General features: G+C 67.9%; 19 protein-coding genes. All 19 read left to right on the top strand.

Annotation, left to right across the window (positions count from 1 at the left end):
- Nucleotides 1-3 precede the first annotated feature (3 nt).
- The 19 genes from ACZ7M2_RS39900 (at nt 4) to ACZ7M2_RS39810 (ending at nt 19,320) form a co-directional block, all read left to right on the top strand.
- Nucleotides 4-1,554 (top strand): phage portal protein, encoded by a 1,551-nt coding sequence (locus tag ACZ7M2_RS39900; protein WP_471599470.1) that lies wholly within the window; start codon nt 4-6, stop codon nt 1,552-1,554.
- Complete coding sequence (locus ACZ7M2_RS39895; RefSeq protein ID WP_471599469.1) at nt 1,551-2,555, top strand: hypothetical protein; 1,005 nt, start codon at nt 1,551-1,553, stop codon at nt 2,553-2,555. Before ACZ7M2_RS39900 ends, ACZ7M2_RS39895 begins: the two co-directional genes overlap by 4 nt.
- A 20-nt stretch (nt 2,556-2,575) precedes the next feature.
- Nucleotides 2,576-3,337: a phage scaffolding protein gene (locus tag ACZ7M2_RS39890; RefSeq protein ID WP_471599468.1), complete on the top strand. Its 762-nt coding sequence runs from the start codon at nt 2,576-2,578 to the stop codon at nt 3,335-3,337.
- A gap of 155 nt (nt 3,338-3,492) precedes the next feature.
- The gene (locus tag ACZ7M2_RS39885; protein ID WP_471599467.1) at nt 3,493-4,545 is read left to right on the top strand and encodes a phage major capsid family protein; all 1,053 of its coding nucleotides are present in this window, start codon (nt 3,493-3,495) and stop codon (nt 4,543-4,545) included.
- Nucleotides 4,546-4,621: 76 nt separating this feature from the next.
- Nucleotides 4,622-5,059, top strand: coding sequence for an SAP domain-containing protein (locus ACZ7M2_RS39880; RefSeq protein WP_471599466.1), 438 nt, complete (start codon nt 4,622-4,624; stop codon nt 5,057-5,059).
- Nucleotides 5,059-5,517, top strand: a complete 459-nt coding sequence (locus ACZ7M2_RS39875; RefSeq protein WP_471599465.1) for a hypothetical protein — start codon at nt 5,059-5,061, stop codon at nt 5,515-5,517. Before ACZ7M2_RS39880 ends, ACZ7M2_RS39875 begins: the two co-directional genes overlap by 1 nt.
- Complete coding sequence (locus ACZ7M2_RS39870; RefSeq protein ID WP_471599464.1) at nt 5,514-5,843, top strand: hypothetical protein; 330 nt, start codon at nt 5,514-5,516, stop codon at nt 5,841-5,843. The genes ACZ7M2_RS39875 and ACZ7M2_RS39870 overlap by 4 nt, the downstream gene beginning before the upstream one ends.
- Before the next feature lie 106 nt (nt 5,844-5,949).
- Entirely contained in the window at nt 5,950-6,321 is a 372-nt protein-coding gene (locus ACZ7M2_RS39865; RefSeq protein WP_471599463.1) for a hypothetical protein, read from the top strand.
- The gene (locus ACZ7M2_RS39860; RefSeq protein ID WP_471599462.1) at nt 6,318-6,767 is read left to right on the top strand and encodes a hypothetical protein; all 450 of its coding nucleotides are present in this window, start codon (nt 6,318-6,320) and stop codon (nt 6,765-6,767) included. The genes ACZ7M2_RS39865 and ACZ7M2_RS39860 overlap by 4 nt, the downstream gene beginning before the upstream one ends.
- The gene (locus ACZ7M2_RS39855) at nt 6,764-6,988 is read left to right on the top strand and encodes a hypothetical protein (protein ID WP_471599461.1); all 225 of its coding nucleotides are present in this window, start codon (nt 6,764-6,766) and stop codon (nt 6,986-6,988) included. Before ACZ7M2_RS39860 ends, ACZ7M2_RS39855 begins: the two co-directional genes overlap by 4 nt.
- Nucleotides 6,985-7,164, top strand: a complete 180-nt coding sequence (locus ACZ7M2_RS39850) for a hypothetical protein (protein ID WP_471599460.1) — start codon at nt 6,985-6,987, stop codon at nt 7,162-7,164. The genes ACZ7M2_RS39855 and ACZ7M2_RS39850 overlap by 4 nt, the downstream gene beginning before the upstream one ends.
- A gap of 3 nt (nt 7,165-7,167) precedes the next feature.
- Nucleotides 7,168-7,731 carry a phage tail tube protein gene (locus ACZ7M2_RS39845; protein ID WP_471599459.1) on the top strand — a complete coding sequence of 188 codons (564 nt, stop codon included), beginning with the start codon at nt 7,168-7,170 and terminating at the stop codon, nt 7,729-7,731.
- A gap of 38 nt (nt 7,732-7,769) precedes the next feature.
- A complete protein-coding gene (locus ACZ7M2_RS39840) occupies nt 7,770-8,159 on the top strand; it encodes a hypothetical protein (protein WP_471599458.1) in 390 nt (129 codons plus the stop codon).
- A 218-nt stretch (nt 8,160-8,377) separates the two neighbouring features.
- Complete coding sequence (locus tag ACZ7M2_RS39835; RefSeq protein ID WP_471599457.1) at nt 8,378-8,554, top strand: hypothetical protein; 177 nt, start codon at nt 8,378-8,380, stop codon at nt 8,552-8,554.
- Complete coding sequence (locus ACZ7M2_RS39830) at nt 8,544-13,178, top strand: hypothetical protein (RefSeq protein ID WP_471599456.1); 4,635 nt, start codon at nt 8,544-8,546, stop codon at nt 13,176-13,178. Before ACZ7M2_RS39835 ends, ACZ7M2_RS39830 begins: the two co-directional genes overlap by 11 nt.
- Nucleotides 13,178-14,836, top strand: a complete 1,659-nt coding sequence (locus tag ACZ7M2_RS39825; RefSeq protein WP_471599455.1) for a hypothetical protein — start codon at nt 13,178-13,180, stop codon at nt 14,834-14,836. Before ACZ7M2_RS39830 ends, ACZ7M2_RS39825 begins: the two co-directional genes overlap by 1 nt.
- Before the next feature lie 4 nt (nt 14,837-14,840).
- Complete coding sequence (locus tag ACZ7M2_RS39820; protein ID WP_471599454.1) at nt 14,841-17,756, top strand: phage tail protein; 2,916 nt, start codon at nt 14,841-14,843, stop codon at nt 17,754-17,756.
- Between the two features lie 9 nt (nt 17,757-17,765).
- Entirely contained in the window at nt 17,766-18,344 is a 579-nt protein-coding gene (locus tag ACZ7M2_RS39815; protein WP_471599453.1) for a hypothetical protein, read from the top strand.
- Nucleotides 18,337-19,320, top strand: coding sequence for a hypothetical protein (locus tag ACZ7M2_RS39810; protein WP_471599452.1), 984 nt, complete (start codon nt 18,337-18,339; stop codon nt 19,318-19,320). Before ACZ7M2_RS39815 ends, ACZ7M2_RS39810 begins: the two co-directional genes overlap by 8 nt.
- The last annotated feature ends 6 nt before the right edge of the window (nt 19,321-19,326 follow it).

Below are 19,326 nucleotides of genomic sequence, written 5' to 3'. Positions count from 1 at the left end.
CTGATGGCCGGTACCGCTGACCTGATCGCCGCGTATGAGGAGCTGTGCGAGAACCGCCCCAAGTACGCGAAGGCGGAGGCGTACTACGACGGCGACGTGGAGGAGATCTACGCGTCGGACAAGGTCGCGCAGATGCTCGCCAAGTCGCATCTCGACGAACTCGACGAGATCAACTTTGCGCGGATTCCCGTCGACGCGGTCGCCAACCGGCTCCACATCACCGCGATCACCACGGGCGACGAGGATGCTGACGCCGAGGTTGCCGACCTGATCAAGCGGAACCAGCTGGACGAAGAGGGCCCGGCGCTCCACACGCGGGCGTGCTCACAGGGCGACGCCTACCTGATGGTGTGGCCCGACCTCGCCGACGACGGCCAGCCCGCAGGCGTCGACATGTTCGTGAACTCGGCGGCCACGGTTCGCATCATCTACGACGAGGAGAACCCGCTCCGCAAGAAGCTCGCGATCAAGTCGTGGTGCATCGGCTCCGGCAAGACCCAGGTCATCCGCGCCGACCTCTGGTACGCGGCCGACGGCGAGACGCCTGCCCGCATCGAGCGCTGGCAGTGGAAGGGCAAGCATTCCGGCAAGGTCGACAAGTGGATGCCGTACACCGACGACGGCCAGGACGCGATCCTCCCGAACCCGTGGGGTGAGGTGCCGTTCTTCCACTTCCGCACCGGCCGCCCCTACGGACGCCCCGAGCACTACGCCGCCTACGGCCCGCAGGCAGCCATCAACAAGATCGTGCTGGGGCAGTTGGCGACGATCGACTACCAGTCGCTGCCGCAGCGCTACGGCCTCATCGATCCCGCCGTCGACCAGTCCGGGCAGCAGTCCGACTTCTTCCCCGACCGGCCCGAGGACGAGGCGGCCGACCCCGAAAGCCCGCTCAACTACAGCCAGCTGCGGAACGACCCGGGCGAGGTGTGGCAGCTCCAGGGCTACAAGGCTGTCGGTCAGTTTGCTGCCGCCGACCCCAAGGTGTACCTGGAGCCGTTCGACCGATACATCAAGGCAATGTCGCAGGTCACGGACACGCCGTTCGCCCTGTTCGACTCCACCGGGGACGCGATCTCAGGGGAGGCCCGGCAGGAAGCCAAGGCGCCGTTGACGGCGAAAGTCCAGGCCCGGCAGCGCAGCTTTGGGGCGACATGGGCGGACGCGTTCGAGTTCGCGCTGCGACTCCTCGGCTACGACGACGTCACAGTGACGGTGCGCTGGCAGCCCGCCGACCAGGTCGCCACCGCCGAAGGCTGGACCGTCGTCGCAGCGAAGATCGCCGCCGGTGTGCCGCGTGAACACGCCCTCATCGAAGCCGGATACGCGCCCGAGATCGTCAAGGCGTGGCTGTCCAACCTCAACGATGACGCGGAGTTGCAGCGCCGCGTCGAGCTCCTCGCCGGCCCGCGGTCTGGCCTCGGCGACGCCATCCAGAAACTCGGCGCAGGCATCGCCCTCGGCGTCATCACCCAAGAGCAGGTCGGCAGCCTTCTCGACGCGATCCTCGGCGCGACAGAGAACCTCGGCCAGGACGACGGGGCCGCCGCATGACCACACTTGCCACCCCCACGCAGCTCGCCGACCTGGTCCAGCAGGAGCAGGCCGCCGAAGCTGCCAACCTCGAGCAGCAGACCGCCAAGGAAGCGGACGGAGGCGCCGATGCGGCACTCGCCGCGGTAATCGCCGCCGCTGCCGCCGGATGGGTGACGTCGTTCGGGACTCTGGCAGCAGTGGGTGGCGGCACGGCCCTGGCCCTCTATCTGACGCGGGTACGGCGGGACGTGGACCAGGCGAGCGCAGGGCTCGGACGGCGCGCCGCGCAGGCTGTGGAGCAGGCCCTGGAGCAGGCCGTGGAGATGGGCATCCGGCACACGTTCACCTTCGCCCACCGCGCCGGGCGCGGGCGCGGGGGCCGGGTTGCCGGGGTGGTGCCGCGCGACGCGCTCGACGCGGCGCGAGCCATCGCGGCGACAGTGCGGGAGCAGCTGCGCCTCACCGACATTCTGCTGTCGCCGCAGTCAGTCGCCCGGCAGGGCTGGTCGGGCGTGACCGCCGGCCTGGCCTCGGCACGGCGTGCCGTGTCCCTGGTGCGGTCCGCGGTCGCCTGGTGCATCCACCGGGCCATCAACGACGGTGCCGCGCAGGCCATTGCCGAACTCGGGGCGCGCCGCCTGTGGGTGACGGAGCGGGACGCCTGCGTGGTGTGCCTCGCCTACGCCGGGCGGATCGCCGACCGGGACGGCTTGTTCCCCGGCGGCCTGTCCATGGACCCCCACTCCCGCACCAGGAGCGCGGCGGCCATTGAGGGCCCGCCGAAGCATCCGAACTGCCGCTGCAGGCTGGTGGCGTGGCGTGACGAGTGGGCCCGCCCTGGAACGGCCAGCCTGCCTGATCTGCTGCGGGCGCAGGCGTGGCGGAGTATCGCCTCCGGCCGCGGCCGTCCCAGCGAGTCCCGTGCCGCGCGCATTCGTGCGGCCCGCACTCTTGCCGCCCAGCGCGGTATTCCAGACCGGCTTCGCCGTCAGGCACGAACGGCGGCAGGCCACACGTGAGCACAACCCTGGAGGAACTGATGGCACCCATCATCCCGATCAGCGCCCCGCCGTGGACGATCCTCGGCTACCGCAAGGATGGCCGCCCCATCCACCTCATCGCGGGAGGCGCGGAAGGCGACCCGGTCGTCGAGCCGGATGACGCTCCTGACGACGAACCTGAGCCGGAGCCGGTCGACGACTGGACGCCTCCATCCCGCGAGGACTACGAGAGGCTGGTCGAGGGGAAGCGGAAGGCCGACGCCGAGGCTGCGACGCGCCGCAAGTACCTGCGGCAGCACGGTATCGACCTGAAGACCGGCAACAAGATCAACCCCGATCCGGAGCCGGACGACGAGCCGGTCGCCCGCAAGGACGATCAGCCGCAGGGGCCGAGCGCCGCGGAGGTGAAGCGGCAGGTCGAGAAGGCCGCCGCCGAAGCCGAGCTGCGCGGCATGCGGAAGACGAAGAGCCTCGTGACCGGGGTCAACTCGGCCCTGTCTGAGGCCGGATGGAACGGAACCCGCCTGGGTTCCCTGATGAAGCTCGTGGACCTCGACGAGGTCGACATCGACGAGGACGGCGAGATCACCGGCCTCACCGAGCAGATCGAGCAGGTGAAGGCCGACTTCCCGGAACTGTTCAAGCGCACCCGTGGTTCTGCCGGAACGTCCAACTCTGGCGGATCTTCTGGCCAGAATGGCGCACCCGCGGCTAAGGTTGACGCAGCGGACAAGCCCGCGCCGAAGCCGGAGCCCAAGGGATGGGCCGAACAGCTCGCGGCAAGGGCCCTCCGCAGCTGAACCAACACCCCCACGGGGGTGCGCACGACGAACCCCACAGGGTTCGGGCAGGGAAACGAGCGGGACGCTCACAGGTCCGCCCAGGTAGGGCACTCCACCCAACCGGCGGGCCGTGAGCCCCTGTTCTCCCTGAGGTTGCTATGCGCCCGACGCGCGTGCCCATTTCCGTCAGCCCCGAGCCGGGCTCGATTATCGGCTTCCGCAAGGCCCGCATCGCCGCAGGCGAGCAGCCGGGCAAGCTGTACCCGATCTACCACATCGTCGGTGCCGCCTCGACGGACATCATCGACAACTGGATCCCGATCGAGTGGGACTCCGAAGTTCTGACCCGCGTCCTGATGGAATCCGCTGTCGAGCGGTACGGGCGCGGCCACAACATGACGACCGCCACCAAGCGCATCCTGCGCTCCGGCGGCCTGACCGTGTCCGTCGGCACCACGTACACCGCGGACGCGTCGGCGAACGACTACATCACGCTGACCGCCCGCCGCTTCCTCGCACAGTTCGTCGTCGACGAGGACGACCTCGCCGACGCCGACAGCATCGTCGACACCCTTCAGGTCAAGGGCATGGACTGGGCGATCTCCTACGCCGACTCCTTCGACAACGCGTGCCTCGGCGTCTCGGCGACCGAGAACGGCACGACCGCCCCCTTCACCTCCGTGTACAAGGCGCTGCGCACCACCAACTCCGCCACGAGCTACACGGCGGACGCGAACTACGCCAACTGGGACGACGACAACGTCTCCTTCCCGGCCTCCGGCGGCGGCAACAGCCTGTACGAGAAACTGTCGTCCACCTTCAAGAAGGTGGAAACCAGCAAGTTCTGGAGCCTCGCCGACCAGCTCGTCATCGCCGCCCCCGGCTGGCGCGACGCACTCCGCCTCTGCACCGACGGCCAGGGCCGCCCCATCTTCCTCCAGGGCACCGCCGGAACCCCCGACACCCTGTTCGACGTGCCCATCGCCTGGTCCCGAGGCTGCAAGGTCTCCGGCTCCGTCTCCGGCAGCCCCGCAGGCAACGACCTGCTGATCTTCGGCAACCGGCAGTTCCTCAAGCGCGGCGACCGCTCCGCCCCCGAGAGCCTCGTCGACCAGGCCCGTGCCCAGGACTCCACCGACGACACCGCCGTCAAGTTCCGCACCCGCAAGGGCTTCGGCGTCGGCAACGAGCAGGCCTTCAGCATCCTCGAGCGCATTACCGACTAACCGCCCTCCGGGACCGCCGTCGGGGATTGGTGGGTGCCACCCCGACGGCACCGGCGAACGAGAGGAGGCCACGGCCATGGACTACGAACAGATGTCGACGCGGGACCTCCAAGAGGAGTGCCGGCGCCGCGGCCTGCCCTCGGGCCGGGTCAAGGCCGAGCTCGTGCATCGCCTCACCGACACGGACGGGGCTGCCGAAGGATCAGCCGAGGATGACTTCGCCGACGCCCCGCAACAGCAGGACGCCCCCGAGGAGACGCCCGCTCCGGTCGTGGACGATGAGCCGGTCGCCGCGGTCTCGACTCCGCCTGCCGCACCTGCGGCTCCGGACGTGTTCCGGCTGGACTTCCCCGCCGAGACCGGTGGCCCGCACGAGGAGGACCACACCCGCTTCCGGCAGGCCACCATCCAGGCCGCGGTCGACGCCGGATTCATCCCGCGCGGTGACGCGCGTCTCGCCGCCACGGTCGACGGCCGGTGGGTGTACGAGCTTCTCGTCCGGCAGGTGATCTGATGCCGTGGGCCACGACAGGCGACGTCACCACCTATACGGGCGTGACAGCGTCTGACGCGCAGGTGGGGCAGGCGCAGGCGGTCGTCGAGATGTTCGCCGATACCAGCGAGGACGCCTCCATCGCGGGCAACCTGGCCCCGAAGAATCTGCGGCTCCTCAAGCTGGCCGTGGCCTATCAGACGGCGTGGCTGATCCAGCATCCGGACTGGGCGACCAGTATGGACACGTCCAGCATTTCGCAGGATCAGGTGTCGGCGACGTTCCTCCACGCCAACGCGGGAATCCTGTCGCCGCTGGCGAAGCGCTGCATCGACCGCCTGTCGTGGCGCCGCACCCGCCCGCTGCGCATCCGCCCGGCGACCCCGTTCCACGGGCTGATCCCGCGGACGTTGAACTTCAACTCGGCGGTCATGGACGACGAGGATCCGCGCTGGCGTCCCATGGATGGTGGCAGGTGATCGCCCGCGCCACGACCACGATCGCCGTGCTCCGCGGCACGTCGACCGATGGCTACGGCGACGAAGTCGACACCGACACTCCGGTGCACACCGGCATCCCCGCGTCACTGATCGAGCAGACCCGGCGGGTTACGACCCGCGACGACCCCACCCCGCGGATCGTCCGCTATGCCGTCGGCCGCGTCACCGCAGGCACCGACGTCACCGACCAGGACCGCCTCCGCGACGAGCGCACCGGGGCGACGTACATCGTCGAAGCCGTGTCCTCCATGAACTCCGCAGCCGTAGCCGCAGACCTGCGGCTCGACCTGCGGCGCACCACCTAACTGGCTTCTTCGGTACTCACCGAAAAAGCCAGGTCAACCGCATAGGCCACCACGCCGGGGAGACCGGTAGGCCGAGTACGAGACCACCTTCGGAGAGGAGGCGGCCATGGCGCGATCCGGTGTGCGGATCGACCCTTCCGCGCGCACGCACGTCGACGCCGCCATCAACCGGTGGCTCGACGAGACCATCGGCCGCGCCATCCTCGGCGACGCCCAGCACCTCGTCCACAAGCGCACCGGACGGCTCCGCGACAGCCTCCGCGCCGAAGTCCACGACAAGGTTTTGCGGGTTGGCTCGCTGGACTGCAACTACGCGACAGACGTCGAAATGGGCACCGCACCGCACGTTATCCTGCCGCGGAACAAGAAAGCCTTGCACTGGCCCGGCGCCGACCATCCTGTCGCGAAGGTCAACCATCCCGGCACCCCGCCGTTTCCCTACCTGCGGCCCGCCCTGTATCAGCGGAGGACGCCGTGAGCCTCCGCCTGCGCGCCACCCCCGAACTCGTCGCCGAAGCCTGGCTCAAGACCGTGGTCGGAGACTGCGTCGCCACCACCCTGCCGAAGGACAACTCCAGCTGGGCGGCGTCTGGGTTCTGCACTCTCGTCACCGCTGGCGGCACCCCCAACGCCTACGTGCCGCTACGGGAACCAGTGATCGGCGTGGACTGCTGGGCTGTGAACCCGCAGTCGCAGAAGCCGCCGTGGAACAAGGCTGCGATGCTCGCAGAGGCGATCGTGGCGGCCTGCCAGGACCACAGGGCGATCGCCCAGACCGTCACTCTGCCCGGTGGCTACCCGGCTGCGCAGGTCCGGTCCGCCTACGTCACGGGAGACCCGCGGCGGATCCCCGACGACCCGTCCTCCTACGCCCGCTACTCCATTCCCGGGCTGGCGATCTCGTGGGTGGAGGTGCCGTCATGAACCGCTACGCCCTCCAGGGCACCGTGAGCCGGGACCTCTTCACGTGGCATGGCCGCATCCTCGTCCACGACAACCCCGGTGAGATGGAGTTCCTGTTCACCGGCGACGTCCGCGTCATCCCCTGCCCCCGCGACATTCCGCCCGAGCAGACCCTGCCGATCCGCTACCACCCCCAGCTCGCCGCGGTGACCTGGCCGCTGACCAAGGAGCAGTTCCGGTGACCCACACCATCACGACGACCATGCGCCCCGACCAGGCGATCGACGTCGATGACGCCGAATACGCCGACCTCAAGCGGGACGGCCTCATCCTCGTCAACCACACCGAGCAGGCCGCAGCAACCGCGCCGGCCATCACCAAGAAGGCCGCCTCGCCGGCCGCAACCAAGGAGGGCTGACCCTTGGCGGTCACCGCAACCAACCTCGTACAGGGGCCGGCCACGCTCTACAGCGGGGCCTTCGGCGCCACCGAGCCGGCCGATGCTGCCGTCAACACGACCCCGGCGGCCTCGTCGTGGGCGGACGTTGGCGGCACCCAGGGCGGCGTCAAGCTGACCATCGACCAGTCGTACACGGAGCTGGAGGTCGATCAGGTCGTCGACCGCGTCGGCAGCCGCCTGACGAAGCGCGACTTTACCGTCGAGACGTCGATGGCCGAGGTCACGCTGTCGAACCTCAGCCTCGCCCTGAACGGTGGCACGTCGGCATCCGCCGCCGGATACGCGTCCTTCGAGCCGTCGTTCGCGTCGAGCGCCACCCAGCCCACGTACAAGGCGCTCCTGTTCGACGGCTGGGCCCCCGGCGGGGCCTTCAACCGGCGCGTCATCGTCCGCAAGGTGCTGTCCACCGACGCCGTCGAGGTCGGCTACACGAAGGACAAGCAGACCCTCTTCGGCGTCAAGTTCTCCGGCCACTACGTGTCCGCGTCGATCAGCCCCATCCACATCGTGGATCAGACCACCTAGCCGACGCCCACCCCTGCATGCATCGAGGAGCACCACCCATGGCACCCACCACACGTCAGAGCACCGCAGCCCGCAAGCGGGCCGCAGCCAAGCCCGTCTCGGCCGTCGAGGAGGAGTTCGAGCCGATCCGGATCGCCGCCAACGACGAGACCGAAGAGGAGCGCGTCCCCCTCTTCTACATCGGCGACGACGAGTACACGATCCCCAAGAAGATCGCGCCCGGCGTTGCTCTGCAGTACCTGCGCGAGGCCCGCCAGCACGGCCAGGAGGTGGCGACCGCACCGCTCCTCATCCGCGTGCTGGGCGAGGATGCCTACCTGGCGCTGGAGGAGTCCAAGGCGCTGGATGAGGACCAGATGGAATGGATCATCAATAAGGTTCTCGACCTCGCCCTGGGCAGGAAGCAGGGGGGAAAAGCGAAGCGGTAGACGCCGCCTCGTGGATTCGGGCCTTCGACCGCATTCGCGAGCCCGACTTCGCGCAGGCCATCGTCGAACGCGCTGGAGAACTCCTGTGGGTCCTCGACCACCAGGACGACATCGACGCCGACTTCCTCGCAATCTACGGTCTCGACCTTGAGCAAGACGAGATCAGCGCCCGCCGGTATTTCGCGCTGGCGCACCGGCTGACCGCCTACGAAGGCGTGATGGCGGCCCGAGTGGAAGAGCAGCGCAACCCGCAGCCCAACGACAGCACCACAACCCGCACACACGAAGCCCCGCCACCACGGCAGGGCGGCGGCGAGAACCGCGAGGTCTCGCTGACGGCGTTCCGGGTCATGTTCCCCGGAATCGTGAGCGGAGGAAGCGCAGGTGGCGGGTAGCTTCAGGATCGCCGAGGGATACGTCGAGGTTACGGCCGACGAATCCGCCTACGACCGCGCCATGGATCGGCTGAAGTCCAAGGATCAGCGGATCAAGGTCGGCATCGACCTCGACGATCGGGCCGCCCTCGCGAAGTTGGACCGCCTCGCCCGTGAACGCATCATCACCGCCAGGATCAAGGTCGACGAAACGGCGCTGTCCCGCCTCCGCCTGCGGGACCTCGACGTCGCCGTCACGCCGAAGATGAACGACACGGCGCTCCGCCGCGTCCAGGCCCAACTGGACCGGCTCACCGCTGAGCGCGTCGTCAACATCCGCGCAAGCGTCGACACCCGAGTCGCCGCGGCTGAGATCCGGAACCTGATCCAGCGGCGGCAGGTCCGTATCGGTGTCGACGTCGACACCCGCGTCGCAGCTGACTCCCTCGCGAACCTGACCCGCCGACGGGACATGACCGTTGGCGTCAACCTCAATGACGCCGCCGCACGAGCCCGCCTCGACGCCCTGACTCGCGACCGCCACGCCAACGTGCGCGTCGACGTCGACCGGTCCGCACTGTCCAGCCTCGGGGGCGGAGGGGGAGGCCTTGGCGGGCTCGTCTCCAGCCTGACCAGCCTCACCAGCATCGCTATCGGCGCACTGCCCACCCTGGCGTCCCTGGGGCAGGCGATCACCCAGATGGGGCCCGCTGCGGCCGTGGCCGCCCCCGCTGTCCTGTCACTCGGTGCCGCGTTCGCCGCCATCAAGATCGGCACGTCGGGGATTGGTGACGCTTTCAAGGCGGCGTTCGCGCCGGCGGTCTCCAGCGGGGGCGCGGCAACCAAGAGCATCCGGCAGGTTGAGAACGCGCAGCGGTCCCTCGCTAAGGCGCAGCAGGGTGTGAAGGATGCCGAAGTGGCTGCCGCTGCGGCCCGTGTGCAGGCGGCTCGGCAGATCCAGGACGCCCAGCTCAACCTGAAGAACACCGTGTCGGATGTCGCCGACGCGAACCGGCGGGCGGCCGAGTCTGTCGCCAGCGCGGAGCGGGACCTGACTGCCGCGCAGCGCGCCGCCAGGCAGGCACAGTTGGACCTCACGCAGGCCCGTAAAGACGCGGCCATGGAGCTGGAAGACCTCAACAACCGGCTTGCGGACGCCCAGCTCAGCCAACGCCAGGACGTTCTCAACCTCCAGGACGCCGAACAGAACTTGGCCGCGGTCAAAGCCAAGGGTGCTGCCGCTACTGCCGAGGAGCTCGCCAAGGCGCAGTTGCAGTACGACCAGGCGGTGCAGGCCCTCCAGGAGCAGCAGACTGAGACGAAGCGGTTGCAGGGCCAGGCTGATGCCGCGAACAAGGCGGGCGTCGAGGGTAGCGACAAGGTCACGAAGGCCAAGCAGAACATCGCCGACGCGAACCAGACGGTCAAGGACAAGACCCAGTCGTTGAAGGATGCCGAGATTGAGGCGGCGCGGCAGCAGGTCGACGGCGTCCAGAAGATCGCCAAGGCTGAGCGGGATCTATCCGATGCTCGCGAAGCTGCCCGCAAGGCGGCTGTCGACGGGGCCCGGCAGATCGCCGACGCGCAGGCCGCAGTCGCCGACGCAGCCCGCGCCCTGGCTGACGCCCAGACGTCCGGCGCGACGGCAACGAACAAGGTTGCCGACGCCATGGCGAAGCTGGCACCGAACGCGCAGGCCTTCGTCAACGCGGTCCTCGCTCAGCGCGAAGCCTGGCGCGGACTGAAACTCGACGTACAGAACGCCCTGTTCGCCGGGCTCGGGCAGACGTTCACGACCATGTCGACGGCCATCCTGCCGTCCCTCACGACCGGCCTGACAGGCACCGCCACCATCCTCAACGGGGTCGCGAAGAACGCCGCAGGCGCAGTCACCGAGCTCGGCAAGACCGGCATGCTGAAGCAGATGTTCGCCGGCCTGAACGACGGGCTGAAGCCGCTGACGCGGATCCCCGGGCAGTTCATCACCGGCCTCACGCAGATCTCCGTCGCAGCCTCTCCGGCGTTCAAGCGGCTGACCACTGCGGCGGGCGGGGTCGCCGACAGCATCAGCCAGAAGCTCGGCGACGCCTTCAAGAGCGGCCGGATGGCGGACGCCATCAACACTGCTGTCGGCATTGCCAAGCAGTTCGGGAAGCTCCTCGCGGACGCGTTCGCCACGCTCGGCAACATCTTCAAGGCCGCGGCGGCGGGCGGCGGCGACGCGCTGGGCACCCTCGGGTCGGTGTTCTCGGAACTGCGCCGGATCACAGCAATGCCCGAGGTCCAGAAGGCCCTTACGAGCATCTTCACCGCGGTTAACGCAATCGCGAAGTTGGTGGCGGGAACCCTCGGCTCGGTCATCCAGGCGGCGCTGCCGCTGCTCGCCGCGCTCGCGCCCGTGGTGACGGAGCTCGCCGAGAAGTTCGGCCCGGTCCTCGCCGACCTCGCCGGGGCGCTGGGCAAGGCCCTGATGCCGATCATCGAGGCGCTGCTGCCCGTGGTGAAGGACGTCGGCGGTGTACTCGTTGGCCTCGTGCGGGCGGTCATGCCGCTCCTCCAGCCGATTGGCGACCTGCTGGCGAAAGTCATCCAGGCGATCGCCCCGTTCATCAAAACGCTGCTCGACGCACTGGTCCCGTTCGTCGCCACGCTTGCCCAGGCCCTCGTGCCGATCTTCGCCGCGCTGCTGCCAGCGGTTCAGATGCTGGGGCAGTTCCTGAGCCAGTTGGCGCCGATCTTTCCGCAGTTGCTGACGGCGCTGACGCCTCTGATCCCGTCACTCGGCCAGCTGATCACGGCGCTTGTGGGCCTGGCGACGCAGGCGGTCATGCCGATGATGCCGCTGATCGTCGGCCTGGCTCAGTTGCTGTCGGGTGTTCTGGCGGGTGCGATCAACATCCTGATTCCGGTGATCACGACGGTGATCGGCTGGCTGAAGAATCTGGCCGATGGCGCGGCATGGGTCCTGAAGGAGATCGTCAAGGGCTTCCAGTGGCTGTACGACACGCTGGTCGGGCACAGCATCATCCCGGATCTGGTGCGGGCGATCATCGGCTGGTTCACGTCGCTGTGGACCGGCACCAAGAAGATCTTTACGGATCTGAAGAACTGGGTCGTGACGACGTGGAACAGCCTCTGGGATAAGGCCCGCACGAAGTGGGACAGCTTCTGGACCGGCCTCAAGTCGGCGATCTCCGGGGCGTGGACGACCGTGAAGAACGGCGTCACCGACCTGAAGAACGGCATCACGAACACATGGAACAACCTCTGGAACGGGGCCCGGGACAAACTGTCGTCGATCTTTTCCACGATCAACGGGAAGATCAACACCTTCAAGTCCGGGATGAAGACCGCGTTCTCGACCCTCCGCGACAGCCTGGGAACCATCTGGGACGGCGTGAAATCGAAGATCGCCTCACCGGTCAAGTTCGTTGTCGGGACGGTCTACAACAACGGCATCCGCAAAATGTGGAACTCGATCGCCGGAAAGATCAGCTCGAAGATCACGCTTCCGTCGATCAGCCTCGGCTTCAACAAGGGCGGCGTCGTCCCCGGGGCGGGCAACAAGGACACCGTGCCCGCCATGCTCACCCCCGGCGAACGCATCCTCTCCAACCAGCAGGTAGCAGCCCTCGGCGGGCACCGCGGCATCGACGCCATGCTCGGCAAAGACCACCCCACCAAGACCGGCGGCAACCCGACCAGCCAGCAGGAACGCAAACGCCAGCAGGCCAGCCAAGGTTTCGCGGGCGGCGGCATCATCGGGAAGGTCACTAGCTCGATCGGCGGGGCAATCAGCTCCGCCGCATCGTGGACCAAAGACCTCGTCCTTGGTGGGCTGAAGGCAGCCGCCCAGAAGGCTCTCTCCGCGCTCGTCCGGCCGCTCATCAACCAGATCCCCGGCTCAGGGATCGGCAACCTGATGCGCGGCCTCGTCAACAAGGGCGTCGACGGAATGCTCGGCTGGTTCGGCACCGAGGACAAGAAGGCGGTCGGCGGCCCGGCCGTGCAGCGGGCGTTGGCCTGGGTGAAGACCCAGAACGGGCTGCCCTATCAGTGGGCCGGAAACGGGAACCCCAGCTGGGACTGCAGCGGTCTGATGAGCGCCATCGAGTCCGTGATCCGCGGGGAGCGCCCGCACCGTCGATGGGCGACGGGAGCGTTCTCAGGCAGCAGCGGCCCGTCCGGCTGGGTCCGCAACCTGAACAGCCCCTTCATGATCGGCATCACGAACGCGGGCGTCGGCCACACCGCCGGAACCTTGGCCGGGATGAACGTCGAGTCGTCCGGCGGCGCAGGCGTCCACATGGGCAAGGGCGCCCGCGGCTACAACGACGGCCTGTTCACGTCCCGCTGGGGATTCGGGCCGGCCGCGAAGTTCGACTCCGGCGGACTGCTCGCCAAGGGCGCGACGATGGCCATCAACAACACGGGCCGCCCGGAGCGGATCCTCGACCCGCGCCAGACCGCCATGTTCGAGGCACTCGTCAACGGCACCAAGGGCGCGGCGGGCGACAACTACCACATCCAACTCACGGTGCAGACCACGACGATTCCATCGCCGAGTGAACTGCGGCGGTTCACGGACACCATCGCTCCGGCCATGGTCAAGTCCATCCGCAGCTATGACAGGAGCCGTGCCTGATGGGCCTGTTCAACTGGGGCGACATCCAACTCGGCCGCATCCCCCTGAGGGAGACGTTCGCCGCCACCGAGGCGGGGGGTGACAGTCGCTCCCTTGCCTTGGAGGGGCAGGAGTCGTATCCGCCTCTCACCCGCGCGCAGGTCATCGCCCGGCATGACGGCATCAACTCCCTGACCATGGGCCAGGTCATCCCGGTGACGTTCACCGACAAGCCGGAGCGCAACGGCTACTACACGGTCACGTCGGCGAGCAGCACCTACACCGAATACCTGAACGAGCAGGTCACCGCGGACTGGAAGGTCGGCCTGGACCGGGTCGGTTCCGACGCCGAAACCGACCTCCAATCGCGGCTCACCGGCGCGGTCCGCCTCAACGACTTCGCCCTTGCCGGGGAGCGCTGGCATGCACCGCCGATCGGCCACTACGGCTACTACACCGGCGCCACCAACCCGACCGTGATGACCCGCACCGGCGCCGACGGCACCATTACCGTCTACCGCACCGTGCCCGCCAACACCTCCCCGCGCTGGGGCTGCCTTCCGACCGCCTACCTGGCCGGTCGGGTGCGCGTCACTACGACGGGCGGGCAGGAAGTGTACGGCGTCGACGTCCCCCTTGCCGCAACCGGCTGGTCCCTGACTAACGGCCTGATCAACGTGACCTGGTCGGCTGTCGGAGGCGGCACCCTCGACGTCCAGTCCTACACGGGCGGCGCCTACCGGTCGAAGCAGTGGGGCGTGTTCTACACCTCCACCAACCTCGTCACGGCGTGGGACGGCGCCACGCTCCTGCGCAACGACCCCGAGATGGCGATTCTCCGCCTGACGAAGAGCCTCAGCCCCGGTCGTCTCACGCTCGACCTGACGCTGCGCCGCGGGTCCCGGATCGTCGAGGGCTACATGCAGCGCGGCACCCAAGCCGACCAGCTGAAGGTCCGCCTGAACACCGCGGAAGCCTTCGCGGACACTTCGGCGCAGGGCTACCTCACCGCGACCAACGACGACGCCGACGGCAACCGGTTCGCCTGCGGCAGCGCACGTACTTTCACCGCCAATGCCAACGGCGGCGTCCAGAAGGCGACGACGACCAACCTGGACTTCTGGCTCGGCGCCTCCGCCACCGGCAATGGCGGCGTCACCCTCAACGGCAACCCGGACTTCGACACCAACCTGACCGGCTGGAACGCCAACGGCGGCGCCGCAGTCCGCGTCACCACCCCGGTCAAAGTCGGCACGGGGGCTGCCCAGTTCACTCCGAACGGGGTGGCCCAGTTCCCGAGCATCGAGTCTGTCCCCATGGCCGTCACCGCGGGCACCATCTACCGGGCAACCGCGTGGATCCGCTGCGCCACCGCCCGCAACGTCGACCTGAACATCAACTGGTTCGACGTCGCCTCCGCCTACCTGTCGACGAGCACCCTCACGAACGCGCTCACCGCGAACACGTACACCTTTTACGACGGCACCGTCACCGCGCCCGCCAACGCTGTGACCGCGACGATCGCGCCGACGGTGGCGAACTTCCCTCCCGTCACCGATGTGATCGTCGTGGACGAGGTTCGCCTACGCCTGCCGGTCGCCTCCGGGGATGCCGCCACTGACCTGCGGAATCAGTACGTCGCTTCCATGCCGGAAGCCGTCTACGGCGTGAGGAGGTAGACGGATGGCCGTCCAAGAGGTTCTCAAAGCGCTCGGCTCGTGGGAGATCAAACTCCAGCCTGGGACGCCCCGGGACGTCCTCGACGCCCTCGACTATTTTGGGCACGTCGCGATCGTTCCCGGGCGGCTGGACCCGCTGCAGTACGGCGACAACCTGCTGACCACCGCCCGCTACGTCGGCGTCCTCCGCAGGCGGACGATCGGCGACGACGGTCGCACCAACGCCCCCCAAGACGACCTCTCTGTCGGCGGCGTCGGCATGGCGTTCTGGTTGGGCGACGAGGACGGCAAGGGGTCGGTCTACGAGAACGCTGTCACCCCGGCGAGTGCCACCTTCGCGGCCACGATCAACATGCTGCTACCGGCGAGCGGCGCCGGCGCGGTCACGGCGGGCACGATCTACAGCGTCGCCGGCCAGTACACGGGTAAGCATCTCTTCGAGTCGCCGCGCACGGCTATCGGCTACGTGTGCGACACCATGTCGACCACCAGCATCCCGGTGTCGTGGCGGGTCAACGGCAACGGAACGCTGGATGCGGGACCCGACAGTAACCTGTTCGTCACCAACCCAACGTGCGTGATCATGGCGGTGGGCTCGGGCGAGGACATGGCGCTGCGGGCTCTGCCCGGCTCGATGGATGTCACCCGGGACGTCGAGGACTACTCGACCCGCGTCGTGCTCCTCGCCGAGGGCGACGGTTCCAGCATCGCCACGGGCAGCGCGGACATCACCCCAGCCACCCCGTACAAGGACATCCACGGCAACGCGCTCAAGCTGACCCGCCTGGTGTCGGAGTCGGATACGGCGACCGCGAACGCCAGCGTCCGTGCCCAGCTGGCGTTGTCGCAGTTCATCTCCACCCGGAACGCGCTCACCTTGTCCACGACGGACTACGACGTCCACGGCTCGTTTGTGGTGGGTGACCGGGTGTGGGTGTACGACCCGGACTCCGGGCTCGTGGACACGTCGACCGAGATCACGTTCCGTGGGTTGCGGATCAATCCGATCAAGTTGCAGGTCACCGAAACGTCGTGGGCTGTCACCAAGGGGTACACGGTCGCCTACCGGTCTGCGGCAGGGGTGTGGACGGACCTCACCCAGTACGTCGAGTGGGAGACGGACGGCACCAACACGGTGACGGTCGGGGACTTCTCCCGGCAGCTCACCAATTCGTCGACGGAACCGGTCGGATCCAGGCCGAACGCCGACACCAGCGTTCCCGGCGTGCCTGCGTTTGTGACCCCGTTCTCCGGTGCCGCCTATCTCGATGGGCGTGGTTTCACCCGGGCGCGGACGATCGTCTCCTGGAACGCGCCGTTGAACGTCGACGGGTCCACCGTCTTGGACGGCGACCACTACGAGATCCGGTACGCCGTCGACACGGACATGATCTATCCGGCGACCTGGTCGCAGCTGTCTGTCGTCCGGTGGGCGGATCTCCAGTTGTGGCGGCAGCCGTTCGCCGCGCCCACCGGCAAGTGGCTGACCGTGTACGCGGCATGGGGCGACACCACCACGCAGTTGACGGACCTGTCGCCGGGCATCGGCTACGACCTGCAGATCCGCGCCGTCGACAAGTCCGGCAACACGGGGGCGTGGAGCGGCACCACGACCTTCGTCGCCTCCTCGGACAACCTGCCGCCGTCGACTCCGGCCGCCCCGTCGGTGGCGGGCAGCCGGATCGCCGTGCAGATCACCCATCAGCTCGGCAAGTCGAGCGGCGGCACCTTCAACCTGGAAAGCGACCTGGACCACCTGGAAGTCCACGTCTCCTATGAGCCGACGTTCACCCCGGACACGACCACCCTGAAAGGCAAGGCGGTCGCCAACGCGGGGATGATCCAGGCGCAGATCCCGGTGGTTTTCACCGTGCAGGTCGAGGAGACGAGCGCACGATACGTCCGGTGCGTCGCGGTCGACAAAACGGGCAACAAGTCGGGCCCGTCTGACGCGGCGACGGCGACCGCGCTCCTTATCGACGACGCGCACATCTCCGACCTGACCGTCTCCAAGGTCACCGCCGGGACGATCAACGCCGACTTCATTGTCGGTGCCCGCATCAAGACGAGCGACACCGGCTCCCGTGTCGAGCTCAACTCCGGCGGCATCGGCGCATGGAACGCCGCCGGGGATCAGACCGTCGCCATCGCCGCCGCCGACGGATCCGTATCCATCATCGGCCAGCTCAAATCCGGCACCTCCGGAAAGCGCATCGAGATCAACCCCACGTCGACCTACCTGCCAGAGATCCGCTGGTACGCCAACACCGGCACGGACTACGGCTACATCAACGCCACCTCTTCAGGCACCGACGTCAATCTCGGCATGAACTCGTCGCCCTACGACGACGGTACCGGCACACAGGTCATCTCCCGCAACTACCTCGGCACCGGTGCGGCGCAACTGGCCGTCATCCGCGCAGATGACCAGACTCGCCGAGGCGGCTACGTGTGGGCGCAAACAGCATCGCTCCTAGCCGGGTTCAACCGCGGCGGGGTAGACGGCGGCAGCGTCTACGCGGACATCAACCAGGTGAACGCAAATTTCCCAAGCGGTGGGAAGTTCTACGGTGACGCCAACTTCGCTTGGGTGGGCTTCGACAATTCCACGTCGGCCACAAACCAAATCTACTTCATGAGTGGTGGCCAAACGCGCCACTATGGCCGATGGGAAGACTATTCAGACCTCGGAGCGACGCAGGGCCTGATGATGGGCCGCGTCGGCTTCTCCGGAGCGACATCCCTAGCCGTCGGCTACGGCGCCACACGCGCGTCGATCACGCGAATGGTGTGCACCGTCGAGGACGACATCGTCCACTCCGACTGCCTTAGCCAGAACTCCACCACCGGTTTCACCGTCACCGTCAGCCCTGCCCTGAACGGGGCTGGCGGCGTCTACTTCTGGTCATTCCGAGTCTGAAAGGCAGCCGTGGACTTCACCGTCGAAAGCGTCGAAACCTACTTTCCCAACCCGCACATCGAGTGCTGGGCAGTCGTCATGACGCGCCCCGACGGCTCGAAGCACGCCTACGTTTTCCCCAAGGTCAGCCTGGTACAGCGGGCCGCAGAGTTCGGATTCGACCCCGCCGACATCGAGGGCCTCCTCGACATCGTGCTGCACGAACAGTTCGTCCACTCACCCGGCGGAGAGATCGAGGACGCGGCAGCCGCGCAAGGCATGCTCTCACCCGCACTCGCCTCCAACGGGGTGGCCCGGAAAGGGCAACTGGTGCCCACCGACCTGTTCAACGCGCCGACGATCAAGCACGCCCGGGAAGCTCACCTCGCCCGGGTCGCCCACGCCAAACGAACCCGAGGCCGCGTGCACCCTCCAAGTAAGGGGCCCGACCCGCTCGACCGGATCCGCGCCGAACACGGCATCACCCCAACCGGGGTGGCTGGCAGAGCACGCGAGGTCGACCTGAACCGGCGGGCACTACGCGGCAAACTCACCGACGACGAGGCGCGGGAACTGTCCCGAGCCGGAAGGGGTGCTCCTCGTGCCTGATCCGTCCACCACCAGGTTGGCCCTCTACAAGTCCAAGTCGGACGGGTCCGAGCTGGTCAACTACACCCAGGACATCGGCCAGAACTGGGATCGCGTCGACGCCGCCGCAGGCTTCCAAGTCGTGACGTCCAGCACCCGGCCCGCGACCCCGTACTCGGGCAAGCCGATCGCCCAGTCCGACACCGCCTACTCGACGTTCTTCTCCAACGGCACGAGCCCGGCGTCCGCCTCCTGGGTCGAGATCCCCAACAGCAGCTCGACATTTGGCTCCAACCTGAAACTCGCCTCCAGCGCGCAGCTCACCATCGGCGCAGACGTCAACCTCTTCCGCAACGCCGCCAACGTGATGCGCACCAACGACGCCCTCATCGTCGACGGCGCCGTCACCGCCAGCAGCACCCTCGCCGTCACCGGAAACACCACCATCGGCGGCGACCTCAAACTCGTCAACGGCACCACCCTGTACCGCAACCAGCTCAGCGCACAGACCATCGTCGCGAACACCGTCACCGAGACCGTGATCGCCTCCATGACCGTCCCCGCAAACGACGCCGTCGTCGGCGCCGTCTACCGCATCAAAGCCTGGGGCACCATCTCCGCCGCAGCCGCAACAACACCCACCATGAACTGGAAATGGAAGATCGGCGGAACCGGCGGCTACCAGATGGCGCAAAGCCAGACCCGCACCGCAGGCGCCGCCGGAGCCAGCACCCGCGCCTGGCAGTGCGTCGGCGAAGTCGTCTGCCTCGCCACCGGCGCCAGCGGCAGCTTCCAGGGATCGCTACTCACCGTCGAAGGCTGGAGCGTCACCGGCGGCCCCCCCATCGTCTCCCCCGCCACCATTCTCGACGGCACCACCCCAGGAACCCGCGACTCCACCGCCAGCCAACAGATCTGCCTCACCGCCACATGGGGTACCGCCAACGCCTCCAACACCCTGACCTGCCTCGGCTACTACGCCGAACGCATCGCCTAGGAGACG

This window comes from Streptomyces sp. NPDC111507, from assembly GCF_055638955.1.
The sequence above is the reverse complement of the archived record's forward strand: the minus strand, read 5'-3'. Positions and strand labels throughout refer to the sequence as shown.